This is a genomic window from Gordonia caeni (genome assembly GCF_039537105.1).
GTDB lineage: Bacteria > Actinomycetota > Actinomycetes > Mycobacteriales > Mycobacteriaceae > Gordonia > Gordonia caeni.
The window spans coordinates 87,256-112,945 of record NZ_BAAAZW010000009.1 but is presented as its reverse complement, the minus strand read 5'-3'; the positions used below and the strand labels follow the sequence as shown (position 1 = coordinate 112,945).

Below are 25,690 nucleotides of genomic sequence, written 5' to 3'. Positions count from 1 at the left end.
CAGAGTGGTTCGCGAGTGCCCCACATCTGGTGAAAGGACGCAGTCTTGACTGATTACAACCCGTACGCCGCGCTACCGGCCCTGCCGGACATCACGGTGACCTCGGAGGACTTCACCGAGGGGCAGACACTGCCCATGCCGCAGGCCTCGGCCATCTTCGGCGCGGGCGGCGAGGACCTCTCCCCGCAGCTGAGCTGGTCGGGCTTCCCGGCGGAGACCAAGAGCTTCGTCGTCACCTGCTTCGACCCGGACGCTCCGACCGCCTCCGGCTTCTGGCACTGGGCCGTCGCCGACATCCCGGCCACGGTCACCTCGCTCCCGGCGGGCGCCGGCGCCCCCGGCGCGGCCACCCTGCCCGGCCAGGCAGTGACCCTGCGCAACGACGCCGGACTGGCTCAGTTCGTCGGTGCCGGACCGCCCCCCGGTCACGGCCCGCACCGCTACTTCTTCGTGGTGCACGCCGTCGACGTCGAATCGCTGGACCTGCCCGAGGGCGCCTCGCCGGGCTTCCTGGGATTCAACCTGTTCTCGCACGCCATCGGCCGCGGCACGCTGATCGGAATCTTCGAGCAGGCCGGCGACGAATAGCCCGCCTCGGGTCAGACAGCCGTGCCGACGGCGTCGGACAGGCGCGTGTGACCGGCCGCCCGAAGGCGTTCGGCCACACCGTCGTTCAGTTCGCGGAGCCAGCCCGGTCCGCCGTAGATGAAACCGGTGTAGACCTGCAGCAGGCTCGCGCCGGCGAGGATCCGCTCCCAGGCGTCGTCGGCCGATTCGATACCGCCCACGCTGATCAGCGCGACGCGGCCGCCGACCCGCCCGTACAGGCGGCGCAGCACCTGCAGAGACCGTTCGCGGACCGGGGGGCCGGACAGGCCGCCGGCACCGATGGCCGCGACCTCATCGTCCGGGGTGGTGAGCCCCGCGCGGCTGATGGTGGTGTTGGTGGCGACGATGCCGGCCAGGCCCAACTCGACGGCCAGATCGGCGACGGCGTCCACGTCCTCGTCGGACAGATCCGGTGCGATCTTCACCAGCACCGGGACCTGCGCCACCTCCTGCACCGCCGCCAGGATCGGGCGCAGCGACTCCACGGCCTGCAGGTCACGCAGCCCGGGGGTGTTGGGTGAGCTGACGTTGACCACGACGAAGTCGGCGAGCGGACCCAGCATGCGGGCGCTGAACCGGTAGTCGTCGATGGCGCCGTCGACCGGCACCACCTTGGTCTTTCCGATGTTGGCGCCGATGGGCACCCGGCGCGGTCCCGGACGGGGTTCGGCCAGCGTCAGCGCGGCGGCCTCGGCCCCCGGATTGTTGAAGCCCATCCGGTTGATCAGCGCCTTGTCGGCGGGCAACCGGAACAGGCGGGGCTGCGGATTGCCGGGCTGCTCGCGGCCGGTGATGGTGCCGATCTCGGCGTAGCCGAATCCCAGCTGGCCCCAGACGTTCACCGCCTCGGCGGACTTGTCCAGGCCGGCGGCGAGGCCGATGGGGGCGGGGAAGTCGACGCCGAAGACCGTCGAACGCAGGACCTCGTCGCGCGGGGCGAAGACGGCGGCCACCAGCGAGCGCACCAGCGGCGTGCGGCCGGCGAACCGCAGCAGCCGGGCGATGATCCGGTGGATCCGCTCGGGCGGGACCCGGAACATCAGGGCGAGCAGCGGGGGATAGACGGCCCGGTTGACGGCGCGGAGCACGCGGGAACCGAGCGGAGCGGGAGATCGGGACATGTGCGGCCTCCTACCGGGCGCCGTCGGGGGTGTTGCGGGGCACGGCCTGCAGACCGTCGCCGCGTTCGGAGAGCACGTACAGGATTCCGGTGTCCGGGTCGGCGGTCATCGCCGACACTTGACCGACGGTGGCGATCCGGCCGCGTTCGCGCGGCTCGCCGGTCGACAGGTCGTAGGCGATGGCCTGGTTGTCGCCGGTGGTGGACACCCACAGCAACTGCTGGGTGTCGTCCCAGGTCAGGGCGTAGGGACCGGGGGAGACCGGGAATCGGAACCGCATGACGATGGGCTGGCCGTAGAAGCCGAGCAACTCGTTGTCGGCGGTGCCGGTGGCCAGGATGCGCCCGTAGGAGTCGACGGTGGCTTCGGCGATGCCGTTGCCGGCGCGCAGCGACGCCTTCCGCTCCCCGGTGTCGATGTCGATGGGCGCGACCATCGATTGGGCGCGGTCGACCACGACCACCTGGCCGGCCACCTCCGAGGACGCCGGTGCGACGAGGATCTCGTCGACCCGCACGAAATCGTGGATGTCGCGTTGCAGCTCGCCGTCGCGACCGAGCACCCGCAGGTGACCGTCGTCGGTGCCCACCAGGATCCGGTCGTCGTCGGTCACCGCCACACTCAGTACCGGCCCCTGCTCGCCGGCGATCTGCGTGACCGCCCCGTCCGCGCCGATCCGCGACAGTCGTGCCGGTGAGGCGGCGAGGAAGCCGTCGCCGTCGGCGGTCAGCGCCGCCACGTCGGTCACGTCGGTCGCGCGCGGCGGCGGCGTGTCCGCAGCGCCGGGGGCGGTGTGCAGGCGGACCGTGCCGTCGGTGCCGAGCACGGCGACGGTGGATCCGGCCTGGGCGAGCGCCGTACCGGCGACACCGGGGATCACCGTTCCGGCCGGCTCGCCGTCCAGCGGGGGCGAGGCCGACGGGGTGGCCGGCTCGACGGTCGCCACATCGCCGGCGCCGTCGCCGGTGGTCACCTCGTCGTCGGCGCCGCACGCGGCCAGGGTCGCGGCCAGGGCGAGCACGGCGGCCGCCGCGGTGATTCGGGTTGGTACGCGCATGCCTCCATCTTGCGTGAGTCGCGTACGCGCCGGAGCGGTGGGGCAGGAGCGGCGCACTGACCTCGGCCGCCTGCACCGTGACCTCGGATACGCACACTCGGCAGACTGGGCGTATCCGAAGTCGGTGCGCTGAGCCACCGGTCCGCCCGTGCGGGCCCTCGCGTGCCCGGCCGGGGCCCGCACGGGCGGTACAGTGGGCGCTCGTGACCGACATGACCTGGGCGCAGTCCATCGTTCTGGGAGCGGTGCAGGGCCTCACCGAGTTTCTGCCGATCTCCTCCTCCGCGCATATGCGAATCGTCTCTGAGCTGTGGTTTCACGAGGACGCCGGAGCTTCGTTCACCGCGGTCACCCAGCTGGGCACCGAGTTGGCGGTCCTGGTCTTCTTCGCCAAGGACATCGTCCGGATCATCGCGGCCTGGTTCGCCGGCCTGCGGGACCCGCAACGCCGGGGCATGGACTACCGCGTCGGCTGGTATGTGATCTTCGCGACCATTCCGATCGTCGTGCTGGGCTTCATCTTCACCGACCAGATCCGCACGGTGGGCCGCAATCTGTGGCTGATCGCGATCATGCTAATCCTGTTCTCGTTCGTCTTCGTCGCCGCCGAACGCTTCGCGACTCAGCGGCGCGGGCTCGATCAGCTCACCCGCACCGACGCGATCGTCATGGGCCTGGCCCAGTGTCTCGCGCTGATCCCCGGGGTGTCCCGATCGGGCGCCACCGCGAGCGCAGGCCTGTTCCTGGGGCTCAACCGTGAGGCGGCCTTCCGGTTCTCGTTCCTGATCGCCATCCCCGCGGTGGTCGGCTCGGGGCTGTACAGCCTCAAAGACGCCTTCGAACCGTCCCAGGAGGGACTGCAGGCCTCCGGCGGACAGATCGTGCTGGCGACGGTCATCGCCTTCTTCGTCGGCTACGCGGCGATCGCCTGGCTGTTGCGCTTCGTCAGTGACCACTCGATGAACTGGTTCGCCGCCTACCGCGTCCTCCTGGGCGGGACCATCCTCGTCCTGCTCGCGACCGGTGTGGTCGCCGCTTCCTGACCCGGCTCACCGGTCCGGCTTGATGATCACCGCGCGCCGGGGCCCATAGGCTGGCAGCCATGACGGTGATTCTGGTCCGCCACGGGCGGTCGACGGCCAACACTTCCGGCGTCCTGGCCGGCCGCACCCCGGGGGTCGGTCTCGACGACAAAGGGGTCGCCCAGGCGGCCGAGCTCGCCGGCCGCCTGTCCGGAGTGCTCGGCGACGTGACCGCGGTGGTGCGGTCTCCGCTGCAGCGCTGCGCCGAGACCGTCGCACCGCTGGTGCAGGCGCTCGGCGAGCGGCCGGAAGGCGCGGTACCCGAGATCGTCGACGACCGGCTGGCGGAGGTCGACTACGGCGACTGGAGCAACCGCCCCCTGAAAGAACTGGTCGGCGAACCGCTGTGGAAGGTGGTGCAGCAACAGCCCTCGGCGGCGGTCTTCCCCGGCGGCGAGGGACTGTCCGACGTCTCCCGGCGCGCGACCGCGGCGATACGCGCCCTGGACAAGATCCACGGCGGCGAGAACGGGCACGGGTTGTGGGTGGTGTGCTCGCACGGCGACGTTCTCAAGGCCGTGCTGGCCGACGCGCTCGGCATGCACCTGGACACCTTCCAGCGGATCGTCGTCGACCCGGCGTCGATCAGCGTGGTGCACTACGCCTCGGCGCGGCCGTACGTGCACACCGTCAACAACAACGGGGCGCTGACTCTGCCGCCGCGACCGGCACAAGCGGCGGCCGTGGGCGGGTCCACCGGAACCCCCTGAGCCCCGCGATCGGCCTCCGGCGCGGGTACGGTTGAAGTCTGCCGGTGAAGTCAATGCGATGCGAGTGAGGTGGATCGAAGATGGCGCGCACCATTCACGAATTTCGTGAACCCGAACGCTTCGTCGCCGGTACCGTCGGTCAGCCCGGCGACCGGACCTTCTTCCTGCAGGTGGCCTCCGGCGCACAGGTGCTCAGCGTGCAGATCGAGAAACAGCAGGTGCTGATCCTGGCCGACCGGCTGGGCTATCTCCTGGACGAGGTCGCCCGCCGGTTCGGCACCCATGTGCCGCCCGAGGCCGGTGACGTCTCCGACACCTCGCCGCTGGCGATGCCGATCGACGCCGAGTTCCACGTGGGCTCGATGGGCCTCGGCTGGGACGCCGAAGCCGCCGCCGTCGTGGTGGAACTCCTCGCCGTCACCGAGGAGCCGATCGACGAGGCCGTCATCCTCGACGACACCGCCGAGGGCCCGGACACGGTGCGGATCTTCCTCAGCGCCGAAGCCGCCCGCGAGTTCTCGGCGCGCTCCATGCGAGTGGTGGCCGCCGGCCGGCCGCTGTGCCCGCTGTGCAACCAGCCCCTGGACCCGGGCGGACACATCTGTGCGCGCAGCAACGGTTACAAGCGTGACGCCGAGTTCAGCCGGTCGCTGGAATTCGTCGACCCGGAGGTGCTGGCCATGCTGGGCCGCCTGGTGCCCGGCTTCGACGCCGCCTTCGAGGTGGACGAGGAGACCGGCGACGAGGATTCTGAGCCCGGCGACGACGAGCCCGAACCGGGATCGTAGTGAGCGGCCGATCGTGCACCGAGGTGACCGACGCGCTCTCCGGTCCGCAGGTGCGGCGCCTGCTGAGCCAGGGTGAACTGTCGCTGTTCGGCCAGATCCCCTCGGCCAGCAATCTGACGCTGGTGTGTGAGGCGACGCTGGGGGAGCAGTCGACGCGCTGCGTCTACAAGCCGGTGCGCGGGGAGACCCCGCTCTGGGATTTTCCGGACGGCACGCTCGCCGGGCGCGAGGTGGCGGCCCGGCTGATCGACGCGGCCCTCGGCTGGGATCTGATCCCGGAGACCGTCCTGCGCGCGGAGGGGCCGCCCGGCGCCGAACTCGGTCCGGGGATGCTGCAACTGTGGATCGACCAGCCGGAGGCCCCGGCCGGACGCGAACCGGTGGAGATCGTCCCGGCCGACGACGTCCCCGAGGGCTACGTCCCGATCCTGCGGGCGCACGACGACGACGGCTCGGTGGTGGCCCTGGCGCACGCCACCGACGAGCGGTTGCATCGGCTGGCGGTGCTCGACGCGGTCCTCAACAACGCCGACCGCAAGGGCGGACACATCCTGGTCGACGCCGACGGCCGGCTGTTCGGCATCGACCACGGCCTCACCCTGCACACCGAGCCGAAACTGCGCACCATCCTGTGGGGCTGGGCCGGGGACCCGGCGAACGAGAGCGTTCGCGCCGATCTGGCCGCCCTCGGCGAGCGGTTGTCGCCGGGCAGCGATCTGACCGGCGAGCTGTGCGAGCTGGTCTCCGAGGAGGAACTGGCAGCCCTGCGGCGCCGGGTCGCGGCCCTTGCCGACGGCGGGGCGCTGCCGCGCCCGCCGCATCAGCGAGCCATCCCGTGGCCGCCGTTCTGAGCTCGGCCGACGCGCGGCCGTCGCGGCGGCCAGCAGGGCGGATCTTGGACCGCAACCTCCCCCACTAGAGTTGTCGTCATGCACTCCTGGCCGTCGACCACCGTCCCCGAGCTGCCCGGCACCGGTCCGGCGCTGCGCCTGTACGACACCTCCGATGAGCAGGTGAAGCCGGTGGCTCCGGGGCCCGTGGCCACCATGTACGTCTGCGGCATCACCCCGTATGACGCCACCCACCTGGGGCACGCCGCCACCTACCTCACCTTCGACACGATCAACCGGGTGCTCCGCGACCAGGGCCACGACGTCCACTACGTGCAGAACATCACCGACGTCGACGATCCACTGTTCGAGCGGGCCGAGCGCGACGGCGTCGACTGGCGCGACCTCGGTACCCGCGAGATCGACCTGTTTCGCGAAGACATGGCGGCGCTGCGGGTGCTGCCGCCGCGCGACTACATCGGCGCGATCGAATCGGTCGACGAGGTGATCGACGCGGTCGGCAGGCTCCTGGAGTCCGGCGCCGCCTACGTCGTCGACGACGACGAGTATCCGGACGTCTACTTCCGCGCCGACGCGACCCCGGTCTTCGGTTACGAATCCAATTACGACCGCGCCACCATGGACGCCCTGTTCGCCGAGCGCGGCGGGGACCCCGACCGGCCCGGCAAGCGGGATCCGCTCGACGCCCTGGTGTGGCGCGCGGCGCGGCCGGGGGAGCCGTCGTGGGAGGCGCCGTTCGGCGCAGGCCGTCCCGGCTGGCACATCGAGTGCGCGGTGATCGCCCTGAACCGTCTCGGCGAGGGCTTCGACATCCAGGGCGGCGGCAGCGACCTGATCTTTCCGCATCACGAGTACTCGGCCGCGCACGGCGAGGCCCTGGCCTCTCAGCGCCGCTTCGCCCGGAATTACGTGCACACCGGCATGATCGGTCTGGACGGCGAGAAGATGTCCAAGAGCCTGGGCAATCTGGTGCTGGTGTCGAAGCTGCGCGAGTCCGGTGTCGATCCGCGGATCATCCGGCTGGGGCTGCTCGACGGCCACTACCGGCAGGACCGGATGTGGACCGACGCCGCACTCAGTCAGGCGCAGAACCGGCTGGCCAGCTGGCAGCGGGCGGTGCAGTGCGAGTCCGGTCCGGACGCCACCGAGATCATCGAGCGGGTGCGCGCCCACCTGGCCAACGACCTCGACACCCCGAAGGCGCTCGCCGCGATCGACGGCTGGGCCTCGGACACGGTGCTGGGCATCGGCTCGTCCACCGAGGCGCCGGGGCAGCTCGCCGATGTGGTCGACGCGCTGCTGGGCGTCGACCTGCGGGACGGCTGACCCCGGGCTCGGGCGCGTCGGTTAGGCTGCTGGCGTGGTTCAGGTGACCGAGATTCCGGCGGCGGCCGGCGCAGGAGTGTTCACGGTGGTGACGCAGACCTCCACCTATCTGATCGATCTGGCGGAGAAGACGCTGCTGCGCGCGCCGGGCGTCGGCCGGAACGAGGACGTCACCTGGGAGGTCAGCGAGCTGCGACGGGACTCCGAGGACATTCCGCTGCTCGACGTGCGCACCTGCCGGGTCGGCGAACCCGCCCAGTTCTGGGTGAGCGCCGTCGACGACCCCGACGTCCGCACCTGGCGGATCACCACCCCGGTGGTCGCCATCGAACGAATCGACTGACCCTCTCGACCGGCAGGCGTCAGGCGTCGGTGGCCCCGCCGCGGCGGCGGAGGTAACGCTCGAACTCGGCGGCCAGGGTGTCGCCGTCGACTTCGGTCAGCTCGTCGGACGGCTCGGCGTCGGCGTCCTCACGGTCTTCCAGTTCGCGCACGTACCCGGCCATGTCCTCGTCTTCGGAGGTCATCTCGGTGATGGCCTCCTCCCACTGTCGTGCCTGGTCGGGCAGTACGCCGACCGGAACGGTCAGGTCGAGCAACGATCCGAGACGGTCGAGCAGGGCCAGGGTGGCCTTCGGATTGGGCGGATGTCCGATGTAGTGCGGCACCGACGCCCACAGGGCCACCGCGGGCACTCCCGCCTGGATGAACGCGTCCTGCAGCACCCCGGTGATACCGGTCGGGCCCTCGTACTTCGACTGCTCGAGGCCGTACCGCTTGGCGGCGTCGGCGGTGTGGGCCGAGCCGCTGATCGGGACCGGCCGCGTGTGCGGGATGTCGGCGAGCAGGGAACCCAGGGTCACCACGATCTCGACGTCCAGCGCCAGAGCCACGTCGACGATCTCCTGGCAGAAGGTGCGCCAGCGCAGGTTCGGCTCGTGCCCCAGCACCAGAATCAGGTCGCGGTCGGCCTTGGGCACCCGGCAGTACGAGATACCGGTGGACGGCCACTCCAGGCGCCGGGTCACCCCGCCGTTCATGTGCACCATCGGCCGGGACGATTGGTAGTCGTAGTAATCGTCCGGGTCGATGTCGTAGACCTGGGTCGCCTCCCAGGTCAGCGACAGATGCTCCACGGCGGCCGACGCGGCGTCAGCGGCATCGTTCCAGCCGCCGAAGGCCGCCAGCAGCACCGGTCGGCGCAGCTTCGGCAGGGAATCGGGGCTCGGTTGACTCACAAGTACAGCCTACGGACGTCCGCCAAACTGGGGGAACTACCCTGGGTGCCATGCCGATCATTCGTCCCGACACCGACCGTTACGACACGACCTTCATGCAGGCCATGTCGCGACGGGTGCTGATCGGCGACGGCGCGATGGGAACCATGCTGCAGGCCGCCGATCTGACCGTGGACGGAGACTTCCTGGGTCTGGAGGGCTGCAACGAGATCCTCAACGAGACGCGGCCCGACGTCCTGGCCGACATCCACCGGCGCTACTTCGAAGCCGGGGCCGACGCCGTGGAGACCAACACCTTCGGCTGCAACATGTCCAACCTCGGCGACTACGACATCGCCGACCGCATCCGGGAACTGTCGTTCAAGGGCACCTCGATCGCGCGGGGCGTCGCCGACGAGATGGGTCCGTCCGCCGACGGCACCGACCGCTTCGTTCTGGGGTCGATCGGGCCGGGCACCAAGCTGCCCAGCCTCGGGCACACCACCTTCGACGTGATCCGGGACGCCTACGTGGAGTGCGTCATCGGCATGCTCGAGGGCGGCGCGGACGTCATCCTGATCGAGACCTGCCAGGACCTGCTGCAGCTCAAGGCGGCGGTGATCGCCGCCCGCCGAGCGATGAAGCAGGTCGGCCGGCACCTGCCGATCGTCACCCACGTGACGGTGGAGACCACCGGCACCATGTTGGTCGGTTCGGAGATCGGGGCCGCGCTGGCCGCGATCGAACCGCTCGGCGTGGATGTCATCGGCCTGAACTGTGCGACCGGTCCTTCGGAGATGAGCGAACACCTGCGGTACCTGTCCAAGCACTCGCGGGTGCCGGTCTCGGTGATGCCGAACGCCGGGCTGCCCGTGCTGGGTCCGAACGGCGCCGAGTATCCGCTGACCGCCGACGAGCTGGCGACCGCGCTGGCCGGATTCGTCAGCGAGTTCGGACTGCAGTTCGTCGGCGGCTGTTGCGGGTCCACCCCCGAGCACATCCGGCGTGTGGCCGACGCGGTGGCCCAGGTGACCCCGGCACCGCGCCATCCGGAACACGAGTCGGAGACGTCGTCGCTGTATTCGGCGGTGCCCTTCGATCAGGACGCCAGCTTCCTGGTGGTCGCCGAGCGCACCAACTCCAACGGCTCCAAGGCCTTCCGCGAGGCGATGATCGCTGAGGACTACCAGAAGTGCCTGGAGATCGCGAAGGAGCAGACGCGCGACGGCGCCCACATGCTCGATCTCAACGTCGACTACGTCGGCCGGGACGGTGCCGCGGACATGACCGCGCTGGCCGCCCGGCTGGCCACCGCCTCGACCCTGCCGATCATGATCGACTCCACCGAGCCGGACGTGATCCGGGCCGGACTGGAGCATCTCGGCGGCCGGTCGGCGGTGAACTCGGTGAACTACGAGGACGGCGACGGCCCGGATTCGCGGTTCACGCGGATCATGGAGCACGTCGCCGAGCACGGGGCGGCGGTGGTGGCCCTGACCATCGACGAGGAGGGCCAGGCCCGCACCGCCGACCACAAGGTGGCCATCGCCGAGCGCCTGATCACCGACTTGATCGACAACTGGGGCCTCGAACAGGAGGACATCATCATCGATGCCCTCACCTTCCCGATCTCCACCGGTCAGGAGGAGGTTCGCCGCGACGGCATCGAGACCATCGAAGCGATCCGCCGGCTGCACGAGAAGTACCCGGAGGTTCACTTCACCCTGGGCATCTCGAACATCTCGTTCGGCCTGAACCCGGCCGCGCGACAGGTGCTGAACTCGGTGTTCCTGCACGAGTGCGTGCAGGCCGGTCTGGACACGGCGATCGTGCACGCCTCCAAGATCCTGCCGATGGCGCGGATCCCGGACGAGCACCGCGAGGTGGCGCTGGACCTGGTGTACGACCGCCGGCGCCCGGAGACCGCCGACGAACCCGCCTACGACCCGCTGCAGCGGCTGATGGAGCTGTTCGAGGGCGTCTCGGCGGCCTCGGCGCGCGAGTCCCGCGCCGCCGAACTGGCGGCCATGCCGCTGTTCGAGCGGCTGCAGGCCCGCATCGTCGACGGTGAGCGCAACGGTCTGGTGGAGGACCTCGACGAGGCGCGCGCCCAGATCCCGCCGCTGGAGATCATCAACGAACACCTGCTGGCCGGCATGAAGACCGTCGGCGAACTGTTCGGATCGGGTCAGATGCAGCTGCCGTTCGTCCTGCAGTCCGCGGAGGTGATGAAGGCCTCGGTGGCGCACCTGGAGCAGTTCATGGAGGCCACCGACGAGGACGGCAAGGGCCGGATCGTGCTGGCCACCGTCAAGGGCGACGTCCACGACATCGGTAAGAACCTGGTCGACATCATCCTGTCGAACAACGGCTACGACGTGGTCAACATCGGCATCAAGCAGCCCATCGCCACCATCCTGTCGGTGGCCGAGGAGCACCGGGCCGACGTGATCGGCATGTCCGGGCTCCTGGTGAAGTCGACGGTGGTGATGAAGGAGAACCTCGAGGAGATGAACTCGCGCGGGGTGAGCGAGTTCCCGGTGCTGCTGGGCGGCGCCGCACTCACCCGCACCTACGTGGAGGGTGATCTCGCCGACATCTACGAGGGCGACGTCCGCTACGCCCGGGACGCCTTCGAGGGCCTGAGCCTGATGGACGAGCTCATGGCGATCAAGCGGGGGCACGGCCCCGATCCGGACAGCGAGGAGGCCAAGGCCGCCGCCGCCAAGGTCGCCGAACGCAAGGCTCGCCGGGAACGCTCCCAGCGGATCGCCGAGAAGCGAAAGGCCGCCGAGGTGCCGGTGGACGTCCCGGCCCGCTCGGATGTGGCGGCCGACAACGAGATTCCGACGCCGCCGTTCTGGGGGAGCCGCATCGTCAAGGGCATCCCGATCGCCGACTACTCGTCGATGCTCGACGAGCGGGCCCTGTTCCTGGGGCAGTGGGGCCTGCGCGGTACGCGCGGCGACGGCGGACCGGACTACGAGGAGCTGGTGGAGACCGAGGGGCGCCCCCGGCTGCGCCACTGGCTCGACCGCCTGTCGACCGAGGGGATCCTGCAGCACGCCGCAGTGGTGTACGGCTACTTCCCGGCCGTCAGCGAGGGCGACGTGGTGCACGTGCTCACCGAGCCGCGCCCCGACGCGCCCGTCCGCTACAGCTTCACCTTCCCGCGCCAGCAGCGGTCGCGATTCCTGTGCATCGCCGACTTCCTGATGTCCCGGGAGCAGGCGCTGGCGGCGGGCGCCGTCGACGTGCTGCCGTTCCAGCTGGTCACCATGGGCAACCCGATCGCCGACTTCGCCAACGAGCTCTTCGCGGCCAACAGCTACCGCGACTATCTCGAGGTGCACGGCATCGGCGTGCAGCTGACCGAGGCACTGGCCGAGTACTGGCACCAGCGGGTCCGCAGCGAACTCAAGTTCGCCGGGGGCAGTGCGGCCGACGACGATCCCGATGCCGCGCAGGGATTCTTCGATCTGGAGTACCGGGGCGCGCGCTACTCCTTCGGCTACGGGGCCTGCCCGGATCTGGAGGACCGCGCCAAGATGATGGACCTGCTCGAGCCGGAGCGGATCGGCGTCATCCTGTCCGAGGAACTGCAGCTGCATCCGGAGCAGTCCACCGACGCCTTCGTGCTGCACCATCCGGAAGCGAAGTATTTCAACACGTGATCCTGCCCCGTTCGCCGACCAGGGCGGACCGGATGCGCGACGATGGCTGTCGAATGCGTAACCTGCTGGACGACGACCGCACCGGCTGCCGGTCGAGGTAGTGAAAGAGGAACCGTGACCGTACTGGCCATCGTGCTCGCGCTGATCGCGTCGGCGTTGTTCGCCGTCGCCGCCGTGCTGCAGCAGAAGGGCACCGAGGGCATCGGGGACGACGGCGCCATCGGGCTCGGCTTCTTCGCGAAGCTGATGCGCCGCAAGGTGTGGGTCGCCGGCATCACCGCCGACATCGCCGGCTTCGCCTTCCAGGCCGGTGCTCTCGCGATCGGCAGCCTGCTGCTGGTGCAGCCGCTGCTGGTGACCTCGTTGCTGTTCGCGCTGCCGCTGGCGGCGTGGGCGCAGCGGCGCCGGCTCAAGGGCAAGGAGTGGTTCTGGGCGGCCGTGCTGGTCGTCTCGCTGATCATCTTCCTGGTGCTCGGCGAACCGTCCGCGGGCATCACCAATCCGTCCCTGAAGTCGTGGATCATCCCGCTGATCTTCCTGGTCGTGGTGGTGGCGATCTGCGTGGTGGGCGGTTCCCGGCTGCCGCACGGCACCACCCGGTCACTGGTGCTGGCCGTGGCGGCCGGCATGCTGCTCGGCTACGCGGCGCCGTTCACCAAGACTGGCATGGATGCCTTCGGCCACAGCTTCCTCAACGGACTCACCAGCTGGGAGTTCTGGGCGATGGCGGTGACCGCGACGCTCGGCACACTCTGGCAGCAGTCGAGCTACCAGGCCGGTGACGTGCAGACCAGTCTCCCGACGGTGACGGTGCTCAAGCCGGTGATCGCGATGGCCCTGGGCCTGACGATCTACCACGAGCATCTGCGGGTCGACAAGGCCGGGGACGTCGCCGTCATCGTGGCGCTCGGCGTCATGTGGGTCGCGACCTTCGCGCTCGGACGCCTGGGTGCCCCCGACGACACCGACGACGACCAGAAGACCCCCGCCGGGCAGCCGGAGGACCCGCAGACCGCCGGTGGTCGACTGCCGACCGACGGTGCCGCCGTGTACCGGCGTCCAGTCAGCGACGACACCTCGCCGGCGTCGTGACCGCGATGAGCGGCCCGCTCCTGCCCGCCGCCGTCCTGTGGGACATGGACGGGACCATTCTGGACACCGAGCCGATCTGGGACATCGCGATGGAGGCGCTGGCCCGCCGGCACGGCATCGAGATGACCGAGGAACTGCGCTTGGCGACGCTCGGCAACAACGCCGTCGACGCCCTCACCAAGGTCTTCGACGCCGCTCGCGTCCCCGAGTCGGGCCGGGACTTCGAGGCCGAAGAGGCCACAATGGTGGAGCACGTGATCGGGCTGTTCGCGCGGGAACTGCCGTGGCGCCCCGGAGCGCGGGAACTGCTCGACCTGATCGCGGCCGCGGAGATTCCGATGCTGCTGGTCACCAACACCCAGCGCGACATCGCCGACATCGCCATCACCACCATCGACTCGGGCCGCTTCGTGGCGACGGTCTGCGGGGACGAGGTGGCCGTGGGCAAACCGGCCCCCGACATCTACCTGCGCGCCGCCGAGATCGCCGGCGCCCACCCGAACGACTGCCTGGCGATCGAGGATTCGCCGACCGGCGCAGCGGCCGCCCACGCCGCCGGCGTCCCGAATCTGGTCGTGCCGTCGCAGATAGCGGTCCGGCCGGCCGGCAAGCGCGTCTTCCGCGACACCCTCGCCGGACTGACGCTCGACGAGCTCGCCGGCCTCTACGCCGCGGCGGGCGGTCGCTGACCCGTTTCACCCGACGCGGCCGGATGTGGTGACCTCGGGGAGCGCGGCCGGAGCGGGGCGTGCGAAAATGGGTAACCGTGAAGACCTTCGACGACCTTTTCGCCGAGCTGACCGATAAGGCAGCGACCCGCCCGGAAGGCAGCGGTACCGTCGCCGCCCTCGACAAGGGCGTGCATACCCTCGGCAAGAAGATCATCGAGGAGGCCGGCGAGGTGTGGCTGGCCGCCGAGCACGAGTCCGACGACTCCCTCGCCGAGGAGATGAGCCAGCTCATCTACTGGCTCCAGGTGATGATGATCAAGCGCGGCCTCCAGCCCGAAGACGTCTACAAGTACCTGTGAGCCGGCCCGAGTAGCCCCCAGACCACCACAACGACTGAAGAGAGCCTCGCCATGCTGCGCGTCGCCGTGCCCAACAAGGGCGCCCTGTCCGAAGCCGCCGTCGACATCCTGTCCGAGGCCGGCTACCGCAAGCGTTCGGACCCCAAGGACCTCACCGTCATCGACGTCGCGAACGACGTCGAGTTCTACTTCCTGCGGCCCCGCGACGTCGCGATCTACGTCGCCGCAGGCCAGCTCGATCTGGGGATCACCGGCCGGGACCTGGCCGCCGACTCCGGCGTCGAAGTGCACGAAGAAGTGGTTCTGGGATTCGGGTCATCGACGTTCCGCTATGCCGCCCCGAAGGGGCGGGAGTGGACCGTCGACGATCTCGCAGGCAAGCGGATCGCCACCTCGTATCCGAACCTGGTCCGCCGCGATTTGGGCGCGCGCGGCATCGAGGCCGAGATCATCCGGCTCGACGGCGCGGTCGAGATCTCCATCCAGCTCGGCGTCGCGGACGCCATCGCCGACGTCGTCGGCTCGGGGCGGACGCTGCGCCTGCACGACCTGCAGGCCTTCGGCGAGTCGCTGTGCGACTCCGAGGCCGTGCTGATCCGTACCGCCGCGGTCGCCGAACCGTCCAAGGCGGCCCAGCGGTTCGCCGCCCGCGTGCAGGGCGTCGTCTTCGGCCAGCAGTACGTGATGATCGACTACGACTGCCCGAAGGAACTCCTCGACGGCGCCGTGCAGATCACCCCGGGACTCGAGTCGCCGACCATCTCGCCGATGGCCGATCCGGACTGGCTGGCGGTGCGCGCCATGGTGCCGCGCAAGACTCACCAGCAGCTGATGGACGAGCTCTCCGAGCTCGGTGCCCGCGCCATCCTGGCCTCCGACATCCGCTCCTGCCGCTTCTGACGAGCAGGCCGCGGTCAGGGCTGCTTGCTCAGCAGCACCGTCTGCGCGGACCGGCCGAAGAAGCCCCCGGTGTCGTACAGGTCGGCGAAGCTCGCACCGAAGCCTTCGCGGCCGGCGGCCAGCGCCGCATCGAGCCCGATCCACTCGCCGCGCGGGCGACCGGTCAGGTGCACGGTGGTGTCGGTGTTCATCCACGACCACTCGGCGGGATCCAGGCGGGTGCCGACACCGTTGGCGACGTCGATGACCGTGAACGCCGAGGCCAGTTCACTGGTCGGTGACCCGGCGATCAGCGGCAGCAGCGGCCGCAGCCAGACGGCCGAGGCGGGACCGTTGCGGCCCTGTGTGAAGGCCACCTCCACCGTCCCGATGAAGCCGACGCGCCCCCACGGCACCGAGACGCCGTCCACCTCGGCGAAACCGATGGTGCGGGGTCCTTCACCGGGCCCGGTGGGCAGCGGCGGATGCGGCAGCTCCGCGACCGCCGAGGTGTCCCCGGTGCGCAGACGCCAGGCCGTCGCCCGCCCGACGGTGCGAAAACTGCCGTCGGGCTGCTGGGCGTCGAGCTCGGCGGCCACCTGACTGATCTGCCGGCCGGGCCGCGGCACCCAGGTGCGCACGCGATTCACGCCGAGGCCGACCGCACCGAGGATCTCCATCGTCACGCGGGTGAACGCCAGCGAGTCCGGAGCGTCGGGGTTCTCGTGCCGCTCGTCGACCGGTCGCGGGTCGACGGCCTCCTCCATCGCCTGGACGAGAAGACCGGTCGGGGGGCCGCCGTGCTGGATGTCGGGGGACCAGACGCTGACCGTCGCGCCGGTCGGCTGAAAGTACCGGTAGTCGCCGTCGGCGCCCGCGGGAACGGGGACGGCCTCGTAGTAGGCCGGGAACTGCGGTGCGTCGGTGCCGGCCTCGCCGGGGGTCGAGTGTGCTGCCATGACCGCACTCTATGACAGCCGGTGAGCGATCGCTTAGGGGGTCCGGCGGCCGACGCCCACACGGTGGCCGGGACCGCATGTGACAAGCTGAGGAGTCTTGAGGCCCGCCGAGCGCGCGGCCGCCGAACGAAAGAGGAAGCACACCCAGATGGCGACTACCGGGCCCTTCGCTGTAGGCGATCGCGTACAGCTCACCGACGGCAAAGGACGGAAGTTCACCGTCGTGCTGGATCCGGGTAAGCAGTTCCACACCCACCGCGGCGCCATCGCGCACGACGATCTGATCGGCTCGGACGAGGGGTCGGTGGTCGCGGCCACCAGCGGCACCGAGTACCTGGCGCTGCGCCCGCTGCTGACCGACTACGTGGTCTCGATGCCGCGCGGCGCGCAGGTGATCTACCCCAAGGATTCGGCGCAGATCGTCACCGAGGGCGACATCTTCCCCGGTGCGCGCGTCCTGGAAGCCGGCGCCGGTTCCGGCGCATTGACGCTGTCGCTGCTTCGTGCGGTGGGCGAGCAGGGGTCGGTGCTGTCGTACGAGATCCGCGCGGACCACGCCGAGCACGCGGTCCGCAATGTGGAGACCTTCCTGGGCGGGCGCCCGGACAACTGGGAGTTGCGGATCGCCGACCTGGCCGAGCACGACCCGGCCGAGCAGGCCGACCGGATCATCCTCGACATGGTGGCGCCGTGGGACTGCCTGGACACCGTCAAGGCCACCCTGCGGCCGGGCGGGGTGCTGATCGTCTACGTCGCCACGGTCACGCAGCTCTCGCGCGTGGTGGAGGCGCTGCGCGAGCAGCAGTGCTGGACCGAACCGCGCGCCTGGGAGTCGATGGTCCGGGACTGGAGCGCCGTCGGACTGGCCGTGCGCCCCGAACATCGCATGCAGGGGCACACCGCCTTCCTCATCACGGCACGGCGTCTGGCCGACGGCACACAAACCCTTCGGGTGCAGCGCCGGCCGACACGCGGATAAGCTGAAGAAGCAGAACTATCTATCATGGGGGAGCGGGAGCTTGCTCGCGACCCCGGATACAGGCGGGCGCCGAGAGCAGTTCGCGGTCCCGCCCAGTGAGGAGCAGTTGCGCATGACTTCGTCCGACCGCCCGACCAGCCGTCCGGGTGGCACCGCGCCCGGTGCCACGCCGCCGGAGTTGACCGAGCGCGTCGAGCAACTCACCAAGCGCAACGAGAAGCTTCTCGGCACCCTCAAAGAAGCGCGCCAGCAGCTGCTGGCACTGCGCGAAGAGGTGGACCGCCTGGGCCAGCCGCCGAGCGGCTTCGGCGTCCTGATCGACATCTGCGATGCCGAGACCGTCGACGTGTTCACCTCGGGGCGCAAGATGCGCCTGACGGTGTCGCCGAACGTCGACACGGAGGAGCTGCAGCGCGGCCAGGGGCTGCGCCTGAACGAGGCGCTGACCGTCGTCGAAGCCGTCGGCTACGACCTGGTCGGCGAGATCAGCACCCTGCGCGAGCTGCTCGGAGACGGCAGCCGGGCCCTGGTGGTCGGGCATGCCGACGAGGAGCGCGTGGTGAACCTGGCCACGCCGCTGATCCACGCCGAGGACGGTGGCGAGGCCACCCGCCGGCTGCGGCCCGGCGATTCGCTCCTGATCGACGCCAAGGCGGGTTTCGCGCTCGAGCGCATTCCCAAGGCCGAGGTCGAAGACCTGGTGCTCGAAGAGGTGCCCGACGTCGACTACGAGGACATCGGCGGCCTGCGTCGGCAGATCGAGCAGATCCGCGACGCCGTCGAGCTGCCCTTCCTGCACGCGGACCTGTTCCGCGACTACGAGCTGCGTCCGCCCAAGGGGGTGCTCCTGTACGGGCCGCCCGGCTGCGGTAAGACGCTCATCGCCAAAGCGGTGGCCAACTCGCTGGCGCGCAAGATCGCCGAGTCCCGCGGCGAGGACGCCCGCGAGGCGAAGAGCTACTTCCTCAACATCAAGGGCCCCGAGCTGCTGAACAAGTTCGTCGGCGAGACCGAACGGCACATCCGGCTGATCTTCCAGCGGGCCCGCGAGAAGGCCTCCGAGGGCACCCCGGTGATCGTCTTCTTCGACGAGATGGACTCGATCTTCCGTACCCGCGGCTCGGGTGTCTCCTCGGATGTGGAGACCACCGTGGTTCCGCAGCTGCTCAGTGAGATCGACGGCGTCGAGGGCCTGGAGAACGTGATCGTCATCGGCGCCTCCAACCGCGAGGACATGATCGACCCCGCGATCCTGCGGCCCGGCCGCCTGGACGTGAAGATCAAGATCGAGCGGCCCGACGCCGAGTCGGCCATCGACATCTTCTCCAAGTACCTGACCACCGAACTGCCGCTGCACCCCGACGACCTCGCCGAGTTCGGCGGCGATGCGCAGGCCTGCGTCACCGGCATGATCGAGCGCATCGTCGAGCGCATGTACGACGAGAGCGACGACAACCGGTTCCTCGAGGTGACGTACGCCAACGGCGACAAAGAGGTCATGTACTTCAAGGACTTCAACTCCGGCGCGATGATTCAGAACGTGGTGGACCGGGCGAAGAAGTTCGCCATCAAGGAGCAGTTGGAGACCGGTCGCGGCGGTCTGCGGATCGGCCACTTCCTGGAGTCGATCCTCGACGAGTTCTCCGAGAACGAGGACCTGCCGAACACCACCAACCCGGACGATTGGGCCCGGATCTCCGGCAAGAAGGGGGAGCGGATCGTCTACATCCGCACCCTGGTGACCGGCAAGAACAGCGGTGCCGCTCGCGCGATCGACACCGACTCCAACACCGGCCAGTACTTGTAGGACGCCCCCCGGCCATCGGTGACGGTAGCGTCAGGGCGTCGTGGACGGCGCCGCCCGCTAGAGTGACCGGTGATGAATCGACCTGAACCGACGCCTCTGCATCTGCGTATCGATTCCGGGCCGGTCCAAGTTGTCACGGTGTCCCCGGCGACGCTGGGCCGCACCCCGGACAATGCGGTGACGCTGAATCATCCGTTGATCTCGCGCACCCATCTCACCCTGGAATGGACCACTGCCGGCTGGATGGTGCAGGACCGGGGGTCCACCAACGGCTTCTTCGCCGGCGGCGTCCGCGTGCAGCAGGTGCCGGTGCGCGGCCGTACGCTACTCCGGCTCGGCGACGCGCAGACCGGACCGGTGCTCGAACTCACCCCGCAGCAGCCGCCCCAGTCCCGGCCGCCCCAGTCACAACCACTGCGATCCCAGTCGCCCCAGCCCGGGCCGCCCCGGTCGCAGCCGCTCGGCGCTCAGCCGCCGTCGCGTCCCCTCCGTGGGCAGCCTGTTCCGCCACCGGTGTCGAGCCCGCTGTCGGCCCAGCGCCCACCGCAGCGTCCCGGCCCGCCCGCCGGAGGTCCGGTGCCGAGCGCGGCCGCCTTCGGAAGTCTGCCGGATGCGCCGCACCTCGCGGCGCTGCACCAGAACGCCTCGGCCGTCTTCCAGATCCCGGGTGAGCTGAGCGGCGGCCGCGAGACGATCTCGGTGACCGGAGTCAAGAGCATCGGCCGCACCCCGGACAACGACATCGTGGTCAGCGACGTTCTGGCATCGCGGCGGCACGCCCGCCTCACGGCGGGCGGCCCGGCCCTGCTAATCGAGGATCTCGGCAGTGTCAACGGCACCTTCGTCAACGGTCACCGGATCCACCGGCAGCAGCTCGCCGAGCACGACGTCGTCACCATCGGCAACAGCGACTTCGTGGTCGCCGGCGGCAACCTGATCCGCGGGCGGCCCCGGTCGGCGGTCAGCGGCGGTCTGCAGATCGAAGGCATCGGCCTGACGGTCGACGGCGGCAAGGTTCTGCTCAACGACATCTCGTTCCAGGCCGGCCCGGGCAGTCTCACCGCGATCATCGGGCCGTCCGGCGCGGGCAAGTCGACGGTCTCGCGGATCGCCGCCGGGCTCAACAGCCCCACGGTGGGCCGGGTGTCGTTCGAGGGCCGCGACGTGCACGACGAGTACGAGGTCCTGCGCAACCGCATCGGCATGGTGCCGCAGGACGACGTCCTGCACAGCAAGCTCACCGTGCGCCAAGCCCTGCGCTACGCCGCCGAACTGCGGCTGCCGGCGGACCTGTCCACCGGTGACCGGGACGTGGTGATCGACGGCGTGCTGGCCGAACTCCAGCTCTCCGCGCACGCCCAGACGCGGATCGACAAGCTGTCCGGCGGCCAGCGCAAACGCGCCTCGGTGGCGATGGAGCTGCTGACCGGTCCGTCGCTGCTGATCCTGGACGAGCCGACCTCGGGTCTGGATCCGGCGCTGGACCGCCAGGTGATGCAGACCCTGCGGACGCTCGCCGACGCCGGCCGCGTGGTCCTGGTGGTGACGCACTCGGTCGCCCATCTGGACACCTGCGATCAGGTGCTGCTGCTGGCGCCGGGCGGTAAGACCGCCTACTGCGGCGACCCGAAGGGCAAGGCCGCTGAGCTCGGCTCGGACGACTGGGCGGAGATCTTCGACCGAGTCACCAATCACCCCGACGAGGTCTGGCACGCCTACCGGCAGCGGCATCCGCATCTGCCCGCGCCGCCGGCGCCCCCACCTGCCGGTCCACCGGTGATGCTTCCGCAGGCGGCGCCCTCGCGGCAGTTCAGCACGGTGGCCCGCCGGCAACTCCGGCTGATCGTCGCCGACCGCGGATATCTGGCCTTCCTGGCGATACTGCCGGTGGTTCTCGGCCTGCTGACGATGGTGCTGCCGGGCAGTCGCGGGTTCGCACCGGCGACCGTTCCGCCGGGGGCGCCGCCGGGCACCATGCCCAAGGACCCGACGGAGGCGCTGCAGATCCTGGTGGTGCTGGTGATCGGAGCGGCGTTCATGGGCTCGGCGCTGACCGTCCGCGACCTGGTCTCCGAACGGGCGATCTTCGAGCGCGAACGCGCGGTGGGACTGCGGCCGAGTGCCTACCTGGCGGCCAAGGTGCTGGTGTTCGGTGCGCTCGCGGTGATCCAGACCGTCATCATGGTCGGCCTGTGTTACGCCGTGCGCGCCATGCCGACCAGCGACGACGTGACTCCACCGGGCGGCGAGGCGCCGCTGCTGCCGCCGGCGCTGACGCTGTTTCTGGCCGTGGCCGCCCTCGCGGTGGTCTGCGCCCTGATCGGCCTGGCGATCTCCGCGGGCGTGCGGTCGGGCGAGCAGACGATGCCGCCGCTGGTGATCGTGGTGATGGTGCAGCTGGTCTTCTGCGGTGGGCTGTTCCCGATCGCCGCAGGCGGCGCCAAGCAACTGTCGTGGCTGTTCCCCAGCTACTGGGGCTACGCGAACGCCGCGCAGGCGGTGAATCTGCCGTTCACCGCGGCGGCGCCGCAGGTGCGTCCGCCCGAGGACGACCCCGGCGGGTCGATCCTCTATCCGCTGTGGGAGCCGTCGCTGGGGCACGCACTCCTGGCGTACGGCGTGCTGATCCTGATGAGTCTGCTGCTGCTGGGCTTCATCTACAGCCGGCTGCGCCTGAAGAAGCACTGACGCCGGGCCGCTCGACCGGCCCCGTCCGCATGCTCGCGCCCCGGCGGTGCCGCCCGGGCGGTGCGGCCTAGGCTGGAGCCATGGATCGCATCATCGGTACCGAAGTGGAGTACGGGATCTCCGCTCCGGGAGACCGGACCGCCAACCCGATCATGACCTCGACCCAGGCGGTGCTCGCCTATGCGGCCGCGGCCAAGGTGCCGCGCCGCGAGCAGCGGACCCGCTGGGACTACGACGTCGAGTCACCCATGCGCGACGCCCGCGGCTACGACCTCGGGCGCCACCGCGGCCCGGCCCCGATCATCGACGCCGACGAGATCGGCGCGGCGAACATGATCCTCACCAACGGCGCCCGCCTGTACGTCGACCACGCGCACCCGGAGTACTCGGCCCCCGAGGTCCGTGATCCGCTCGACGCGGTGATCTGGGACAAGGCCGGCGAGCGCGTGATGGAGGAGGCGGCCCGCTACGTGGCGAGCGTGCCGGGGGCCCCGAAGCTGCAGTTGTACAAGAACAACATCGACGGCAAGGGCGCGTCGTACGGGACGCACGAGAACTACCTGATGAAGCGCACGACGTCGTTCGACGCGATCATCGCGGGCCTGATGCCGTTCTTCGCGTCGCGGCAGGTGATCTGCGGTTCCGGCCGGGTCGGGATCGGCCAGGCCGGGGAGGAGGCGGGTTATCAGCTCAGCCAGCGCGCGGACTACATCGAGGTGGAGGTGGGGCTCGAGACCACGCTCAAGCGCGGCATCATCAACACGCGGGACGAACCGCACGCCGAGCCGGACAAGTACCGTCGGCTGCACGTGATCATCGGCGATGCGAACCTCGCCGAGACCGCGACCTACCTGAAGGTGGGCACCACCGCACTGGTGCTGGACCTGATCGAGGCCGGCGTCGATCTGTCCGATCTGGCGCTGGCCTGGCCGGTGCACGCCGTACACGACATCAGCCACGATCCGACGCTCACCAAGACCGTGGCACTGACCGACGGCCGGGAGCTGACCGGGCTGGCGCTGCAGCGCGAGTACCTGGCCCGGGTGAGCGCCTTCCACGACAGGCACCACAGCGACGACGAGCGCGCCGCGCACGTGATCGCCACGTGGGCCGACGTGCTCGACAAGCTCGAGCGCGATCCGATGGAATGCGCCGACATCCTGGACTGGCCTGCCAAACTGCGTCTGCTGGAGGGCTTCCGCCAGCGCGAAGGCCTCAGCTGGGCGGCTCCCCGCCTCCACCTGATCGACCTGCAGTACTCGGATGTGCGCCTGGACAAGGGGCTCTACAACCGGCTCGTCGCGCGCGGCTCGATGCGCCGGCTGGTCACCGAGGAACAGGTGCAGCGCGCCGTCCATCACCCGCCGGAGGACACGCGCGCCTACTTCCGCGGGCAGTGCGTCAGCCGCTTCGGTGCCGATGTGGCCGCGGCCAGCTGGGATTCGGTGATCTTCGACCTCGGCGACGAATCGCTGGTCCGAATCCCCACACTCGAGCCGTTGCGCGGCACCAAGGCGATGGTCGGTGAGGTCCTCGACGCCGCCGGCTCGGCCGCCGAACTGGTGGAGGCGCTCACCTCCGGGTCGTAGTCTCGCCGGCGCCGCTCAGAAGCTGCCGATGCCCTTACCGATCAGCGACACGCCGATCACCAGCAGCAGGACCGCCATGATGACGGCGTTCTCGCGCTCGAGCCAGCTGCGCAGTCTGTCCAGCGGACCGTGCAGGCTGTCCGCGGCGAACAGGTAGGCGAGGACCGGGACCGCGACGGTGCACGCGGCGATCACGGTGAACACGACGATCGTGATCGTGACCGAGACGGTGTCGAGGGACGCAGCGCCGATGATGACGCCGGCCCCGGCCGCCATGATGAGGTTCTTCGGGTTCAGGGCGGAGAGCAGGAATCCCAGTCCCGTCGCCGTGGGGAAGGTCATCGTGTCGATGGATCGCATCCACTTCGGGAGGGCGGGCTCGGCCTCGCCGCTGGGACGCCCCTGCCATTGCCGGGCCGCGAGCACCAGCAGGAGCGCGCCGAGGATCAGCTTGACGATGCCCTGGACGGGCTTGGACGTGTCCGAACCGCTCTCGGGGAGAACCGACGACAGCAACGTGAACACGACGACGGCGACGACGATCCCGACGACCCAGCCGAGGAGGAATCCGACGCTCGTGACCCGGGCTTTCGGGGACAGGAGCATGAGGATCGCGGCGATGATCGGGATCGGGCTGATCGCGATACCGAGTGCGAGGGGGAGGATGTCTCCGATGGCGGTGCCCATGGGGCCGTCTCGTTTCGTCGAGGAGTGGAATGTCGAGGAGTGGACTCGGGTGTCGGACCGGTGATCAGGGCTCGCTGCGCGTGATGGCCGGCGTCCGGTAAGCGCCGTCGAGAACGTCCGGGGCCGGCTCGTACATCCTCAGGACCGGACGGAAGTCCCCGGCAGGCGCCGGCAGCCAGTTCGCCCTGGCGGTCGCGTCGTCGGGTTCGGTGTGGCTGATCGTGATCACCAGCGAGCCGTCGTCCTCGTAGACGATCCCGGGCGTGCGGTCGCCGACCGAGTATCGGTCGATGGGATTGTCGACCATGAAGAAGTTCGGCACGTCGTACATCGTGATCGACCAGAACGCGCCGACCGGCGGCGTGGGATCCAGGTGCAGGGTGTAGGTGCGGGAACCGGTGAGTTGCTCGCCTCGGTCATCGATGTAGGTCATGATGTACGCCGCTTCGTAGGCGTGATTGCCCCAGAGGCCGCCGGCGGCGGACGCGGCCCGCTCGACGATTCGCACCTTGGGATCGGCGATCTTGAATCGCGGGTCGTCGAGGGTCCCGACCCCGAAGAAGTCGAGATTGAAGTCGAACACGTGGAAGGTCTGCTTCCATCCGTTCACGAAGGGGCTGTTGCCCCCGGAGGTGAGCACTTTCTGCAGCACCGCCTCGCCGCGTGCATAGCCGTCGGCCAGTGCTTGCGCGATCGTGGGGTCCGTGGCTGTGATCGGCTGATCGGCGTTGATCCCGAGTGGAGTGAAGCTCTCCTGCAGCGGGCGGTCGCGCTCGGCGCCGGGGAATTCCCGGCTCCACAGCCGCAGTTCGTCGAAGAAGGCCATGGCCGGCGAATCCGAGGTCGCCGGCCGGTCGATACCGGCCGGGGCCGCCTCGGAGTCCAGCGGCGTCAAGGTGGTGGCGTCCTGCAGGGTGGTCACGATCGGGAGCTCGTCCGCGCCTGCGCACGCCCACCGTCCGACGATCGACGCCACCCGAGTCGGGAACTCGATCACGGTGGTGTCGTCCGGTGCCCGACCGCTCCACCTGGGCGGGACCAGGAGGAAGTCGCCGGCGGCGGTGCCGGTGGCGCGATGGCCGACGTACGCGAAATTGTCGGTCCACGCGTCGACGAACTGGAGGACGTAGTAGCGGCCCGCGGTGTCGGGCACGTGCAGGAGGACCGGGCCCACACTCAGGTCCATCTGGGCCATCGAGTACACGGTGTCGTTGTTGATCGTGACGAAGGTGTCGGCCGGTCCGGCCATCGTGCGGGCGTGACTGAACGTGTTGAACGGCGCGGCGGGGTTCGCCCCCACCCCCTCGTGGACGTATCGCTGGACCTGGTTGAGATTGAAAACCAGCGGGAAGCCGTACACGTAGGCCTGTGTCGCGAGTTCAGTCAGGTCTGGGTCCGGCATGGGCGCTCCCGAGTCGATGTGTCGGATCAGCGTAACCGCCCGGCGGCACCGTCGGGGGTCCGGAACGGCGGATCTCGGTGGCGCGACTGGCCGAGGCGCTGACCTCGTGGCGGCGACCGCCCCGGTAGGGTGGGGCAAAGGAC

Annotated in this window: 22 protein-coding genes; 16 read left to right on the top strand and 6 right to left on the bottom strand. The window is 69.8% G+C overall.

Going from position 1 to position 25,690, the window contains the following annotated elements:
- The first annotated feature begins 45 nt into the window (after positions 1-45).
- On the top strand, positions 46-588 hold the full coding sequence (locus ABD732_RS15220) for a YbhB/YbcL family Raf kinase inhibitor-like protein (protein WP_344785243.1): 543 nt from the start codon (positions 46-48) through the stop codon (positions 586-588).
- An 11-nt stretch (positions 589-599) separates the two neighbouring features.
- Here ABD732_RS15220 and ABD732_RS15215 read toward each other — a convergent pair whose 3' ends face one another.
- Positions 600-1,730, bottom strand: coding sequence for a quinone-dependent dihydroorotate dehydrogenase (locus ABD732_RS15215; protein ID WP_344785240.1), 1,131 nt, complete (start codon positions 1,728-1,730; stop codon positions 600-602).
- Positions 1,731-1,740: 10 nt separating this feature from the next.
- Positions 1,741-2,787 carry a YncE family protein gene (locus tag ABD732_RS15210; RefSeq protein ID WP_344785238.1) on the bottom strand — a complete coding sequence of 349 codons (1,047 nt, stop codon included), beginning with the start codon at positions 2,785-2,787 and terminating at the stop codon, positions 1,741-1,743.
- A 203-nt stretch (positions 2,788-2,990) separates the two neighbouring features.
- On the opposite strand from ABD732_RS15210, the gene ABD732_RS15205 reads away from it, so the two are divergent.
- The 6 genes from ABD732_RS15205 (at position 2,991) to ABD732_RS15180 (ending at position 7,887) form a co-directional block, all read left to right on the top strand.
- Positions 2,991-3,830, top strand: coding sequence for an undecaprenyl-diphosphate phosphatase (locus ABD732_RS15205; protein ID WP_344785236.1), 840 nt, complete (start codon positions 2,991-2,993; stop codon positions 3,828-3,830).
- A gap of 59 nt (positions 3,831-3,889) precedes the next feature.
- Positions 3,890-4,579 (top strand): MSMEG_4193 family putative phosphomutase, encoded by a 690-nt coding sequence (locus ABD732_RS15200; protein ID WP_344785234.1) that lies wholly within the window; start codon positions 3,890-3,892, stop codon positions 4,577-4,579.
- A gap of 80 nt (positions 4,580-4,659) precedes the next feature.
- A complete protein-coding gene (locus tag ABD732_RS15195) occupies positions 4,660-5,367 on the top strand; it encodes a DUF3090 domain-containing protein (protein WP_344785232.1) in 708 nt (235 codons plus the stop codon).
- Positions 5,368-5,390: 23 nt separating this feature from the next.
- Entirely contained in the window at positions 5,391-6,218 is an 828-nt protein-coding gene (locus ABD732_RS15190) for an SCO1664 family protein (RefSeq protein WP_344785230.1), read from the top strand.
- A gap of 78 nt (positions 6,219-6,296) precedes the next feature.
- Complete coding sequence (mshC, locus tag ABD732_RS15185) at positions 6,297-7,544, top strand: cysteine--1-D-myo-inosityl 2-amino-2-deoxy-alpha-D-glucopyranoside ligase (protein ID WP_344785228.1); 1,248 nt, start codon at positions 6,297-6,299, stop codon at positions 7,542-7,544.
- A gap of 34 nt (positions 7,545-7,578) precedes the next feature.
- Positions 7,579-7,887, top strand: a complete 309-nt coding sequence (locus ABD732_RS15180) for a hypothetical protein (RefSeq protein ID WP_344785226.1) — start codon at positions 7,579-7,581, stop codon at positions 7,885-7,887.
- A gap of 19 nt (positions 7,888-7,906) precedes the next feature.
- On the opposite strand, the gene ABD732_RS15175 is transcribed toward ABD732_RS15180, so the two are convergent.
- A complete protein-coding gene (locus tag ABD732_RS15175; protein WP_344785224.1) occupies positions 7,907-8,782 on the bottom strand; it encodes a PAC2 family protein in 876 nt (291 codons plus the stop codon).
- A 50-nt stretch (positions 8,783-8,832) separates the two neighbouring features.
- Between ABD732_RS15175 and metH the strand changes: the two genes are divergently transcribed.
- The 5 genes from metH (at position 8,833) to hisG (ending at position 15,457) form a co-directional block, all read left to right on the top strand.
- Positions 8,833-12,435 (top strand): methionine synthase, encoded by a 3,603-nt coding sequence (gene metH, locus ABD732_RS15170; RefSeq protein ID WP_344785222.1) that lies wholly within the window; start codon positions 8,833-8,835, stop codon positions 12,433-12,435.
- A 114-nt stretch (positions 12,436-12,549) separates the two neighbouring features.
- Positions 12,550-13,527 (top strand): DMT family transporter, encoded by a 978-nt coding sequence (locus ABD732_RS15165; protein ID WP_344785220.1) that lies wholly within the window; start codon positions 12,550-12,552, stop codon positions 13,525-13,527.
- Between the two features lie 5 nt (positions 13,528-13,532).
- Positions 13,533-14,216 (top strand): HAD family hydrolase, encoded by a 684-nt coding sequence (locus ABD732_RS15160; protein WP_344785218.1) that lies wholly within the window; start codon positions 13,533-13,535, stop codon positions 14,214-14,216.
- Between the two features lie 77 nt (positions 14,217-14,293).
- Positions 14,294-14,557, top strand: coding sequence for a phosphoribosyl-ATP diphosphatase (locus tag ABD732_RS15155; RefSeq protein WP_344785216.1), 264 nt, complete (start codon positions 14,294-14,296; stop codon positions 14,555-14,557).
- A 51-nt stretch (positions 14,558-14,608) separates the two neighbouring features.
- Positions 14,609-15,457 carry an ATP phosphoribosyltransferase gene (gene hisG / locus ABD732_RS15150; RefSeq protein ID WP_344785214.1) on the top strand — a complete coding sequence of 283 codons (849 nt, stop codon included), beginning with the start codon at positions 14,609-14,611 and terminating at the stop codon, positions 15,455-15,457.
- Between the two features lie 14 nt (positions 15,458-15,471).
- On the opposite strand, the gene ABD732_RS15145 is transcribed toward hisG, so the two are convergent.
- Positions 15,472-16,395 (bottom strand): thioesterase family protein, encoded by a 924-nt coding sequence (locus ABD732_RS15145; protein ID WP_344785212.1) that lies wholly within the window; start codon positions 16,393-16,395, stop codon positions 15,472-15,474.
- 148 nt (positions 16,396-16,543) lie between these two features.
- Here ABD732_RS15145 and ABD732_RS15140 point away from each other — a divergent pair, with 148 nt between their 5' ends.
- The 4 genes from ABD732_RS15140 to dop all read left to right on the top strand — a co-directional run bounded on the left by ABD732_RS15140 (position 16,544) and on the right by dop (position 23,458).
- Positions 16,544-17,374, top strand: a complete 831-nt coding sequence (locus tag ABD732_RS15140) for a tRNA (adenine-N1)-methyltransferase (RefSeq protein ID WP_344785210.1) — start codon at positions 16,544-16,546, stop codon at positions 17,372-17,374.
- 112 nt (positions 17,375-17,486) lie between these two features.
- Entirely contained in the window at positions 17,487-19,181 is a 1,695-nt protein-coding gene (gene arc / locus ABD732_RS15135) for a proteasome ATPase (protein ID WP_344785208.1), read from the top strand.
- Between the two features lie 72 nt (positions 19,182-19,253).
- Positions 19,254-21,869 (top strand): ATP-binding cassette domain-containing protein, encoded by a 2,616-nt coding sequence (locus tag ABD732_RS15130; protein ID WP_344785206.1) that lies wholly within the window; start codon positions 19,254-19,256, stop codon positions 21,867-21,869.
- Between the two features lie 80 nt (positions 21,870-21,949).
- The gene (dop, locus tag ABD732_RS15125) at positions 21,950-23,458 is read left to right on the top strand and encodes a depupylase/deamidase Dop (RefSeq protein WP_344785204.1); all 1,509 of its coding nucleotides are present in this window, start codon (positions 21,950-21,952) and stop codon (positions 23,456-23,458) included.
- A 15-nt stretch (positions 23,459-23,473) separates the two neighbouring features.
- On the opposite strand, the gene ABD732_RS15120 is transcribed toward dop, so the two are convergent.
- Both ABD732_RS15120 and ABD732_RS15115 read right to left on the bottom strand, forming a co-directional pair.
- The gene (locus ABD732_RS15120; RefSeq protein WP_344785202.1) at positions 23,474-24,145 is read right to left on the bottom strand and encodes a GAP family protein; all 672 of its coding nucleotides are present in this window, start codon (positions 24,143-24,145) and stop codon (positions 23,474-23,476) included.
- Positions 24,146-24,209: 64 nt separating this feature from the next.
- Positions 24,210-25,547: a DUF1254 domain-containing protein gene (locus tag ABD732_RS15115; RefSeq protein ID WP_344785200.1), complete on the bottom strand. Its 1,338-nt coding sequence runs from the start codon at positions 25,545-25,547 to the stop codon at positions 24,210-24,212.
- Between the last annotated feature and the right edge of the window lie 143 nt (positions 25,548-25,690).

Coding starts and splice junctions, on each gene's coding strand:
- ABD732_RS15120 (WP_344785202.1), bottom strand. CDS start 24,145: ATGGGCACCGCCATCGGAGACATCCTCCCCCTCGCACTCGGTATCGCG.
- mshC (WP_344785228.1), top strand. CDS start 6,297: ATGCACTCCTGGCCGTCGACCACCGTCCCCGAGCTGCCCGGCACCGGT.
- ABD732_RS15145 (WP_344785212.1), bottom strand. CDS start 16,395: ATGGCAGCACACTCGACCCCCGGCGAGGCCGGCACCGACGCACCGCAG.
- ABD732_RS15210 (WP_344785238.1), bottom strand. CDS start 2,787: ATGCGCGTACCAACCCGAATCACCGCGGCGGCCGCCGTGCTCGCCCTG.
- ABD732_RS15140 (WP_344785210.1), top strand. CDS start 16,544: ATGGCGACTACCGGGCCCTTCGCTGTAGGCGATCGCGTACAGCTCACC.
- ABD732_RS15195 (WP_344785232.1), top strand. CDS start 4,660: ATGGCGCGCACCATTCACGAATTTCGTGAACCCGAACGCTTCGTCGCC.
- ABD732_RS15215 (WP_344785240.1), bottom strand. CDS start 1,730: ATGTCCCGATCTCCCGCTCCGCTCGGTTCCCGCGTGCTCCGCGCCGTC.
- hisG (WP_344785214.1), top strand. CDS start 14,609: ATGCTGCGCGTCGCCGTGCCCAACAAGGGCGCCCTGTCCGAAGCCGCC.
- arc (WP_344785208.1), top strand. CDS start 17,487: ATGACTTCGTCCGACCGCCCGACCAGCCGTCCGGGTGGCACCGCGCCC.
- ABD732_RS15130 (WP_344785206.1), top strand. CDS start 19,254: ATGAATCGACCTGAACCGACGCCTCTGCATCTGCGTATCGATTCCGGG.
- metH (WP_344785222.1), top strand. CDS start 8,833: ATGCCGATCATTCGTCCCGACACCGACCGTTACGACACGACCTTCATG.
- ABD732_RS15115 (WP_344785200.1), bottom strand. CDS start 25,547: ATGCCGGACCCAGACCTGACTGAACTCGCGACACAGGCCTACGTGTAC.
- ABD732_RS15200 (WP_344785234.1), top strand. CDS start 3,890: ATGACGGTGATTCTGGTCCGCCACGGGCGGTCGACGGCCAACACTTCC.
- ABD732_RS15160 (WP_344785218.1), top strand. CDS start 13,533: ATGAGCGGCCCGCTCCTGCCCGCCGCCGTCCTGTGGGACATGGACGGG.
- dop (WP_344785204.1), top strand. CDS start 21,950: ATGGATCGCATCATCGGTACCGAAGTGGAGTACGGGATCTCCGCTCCG.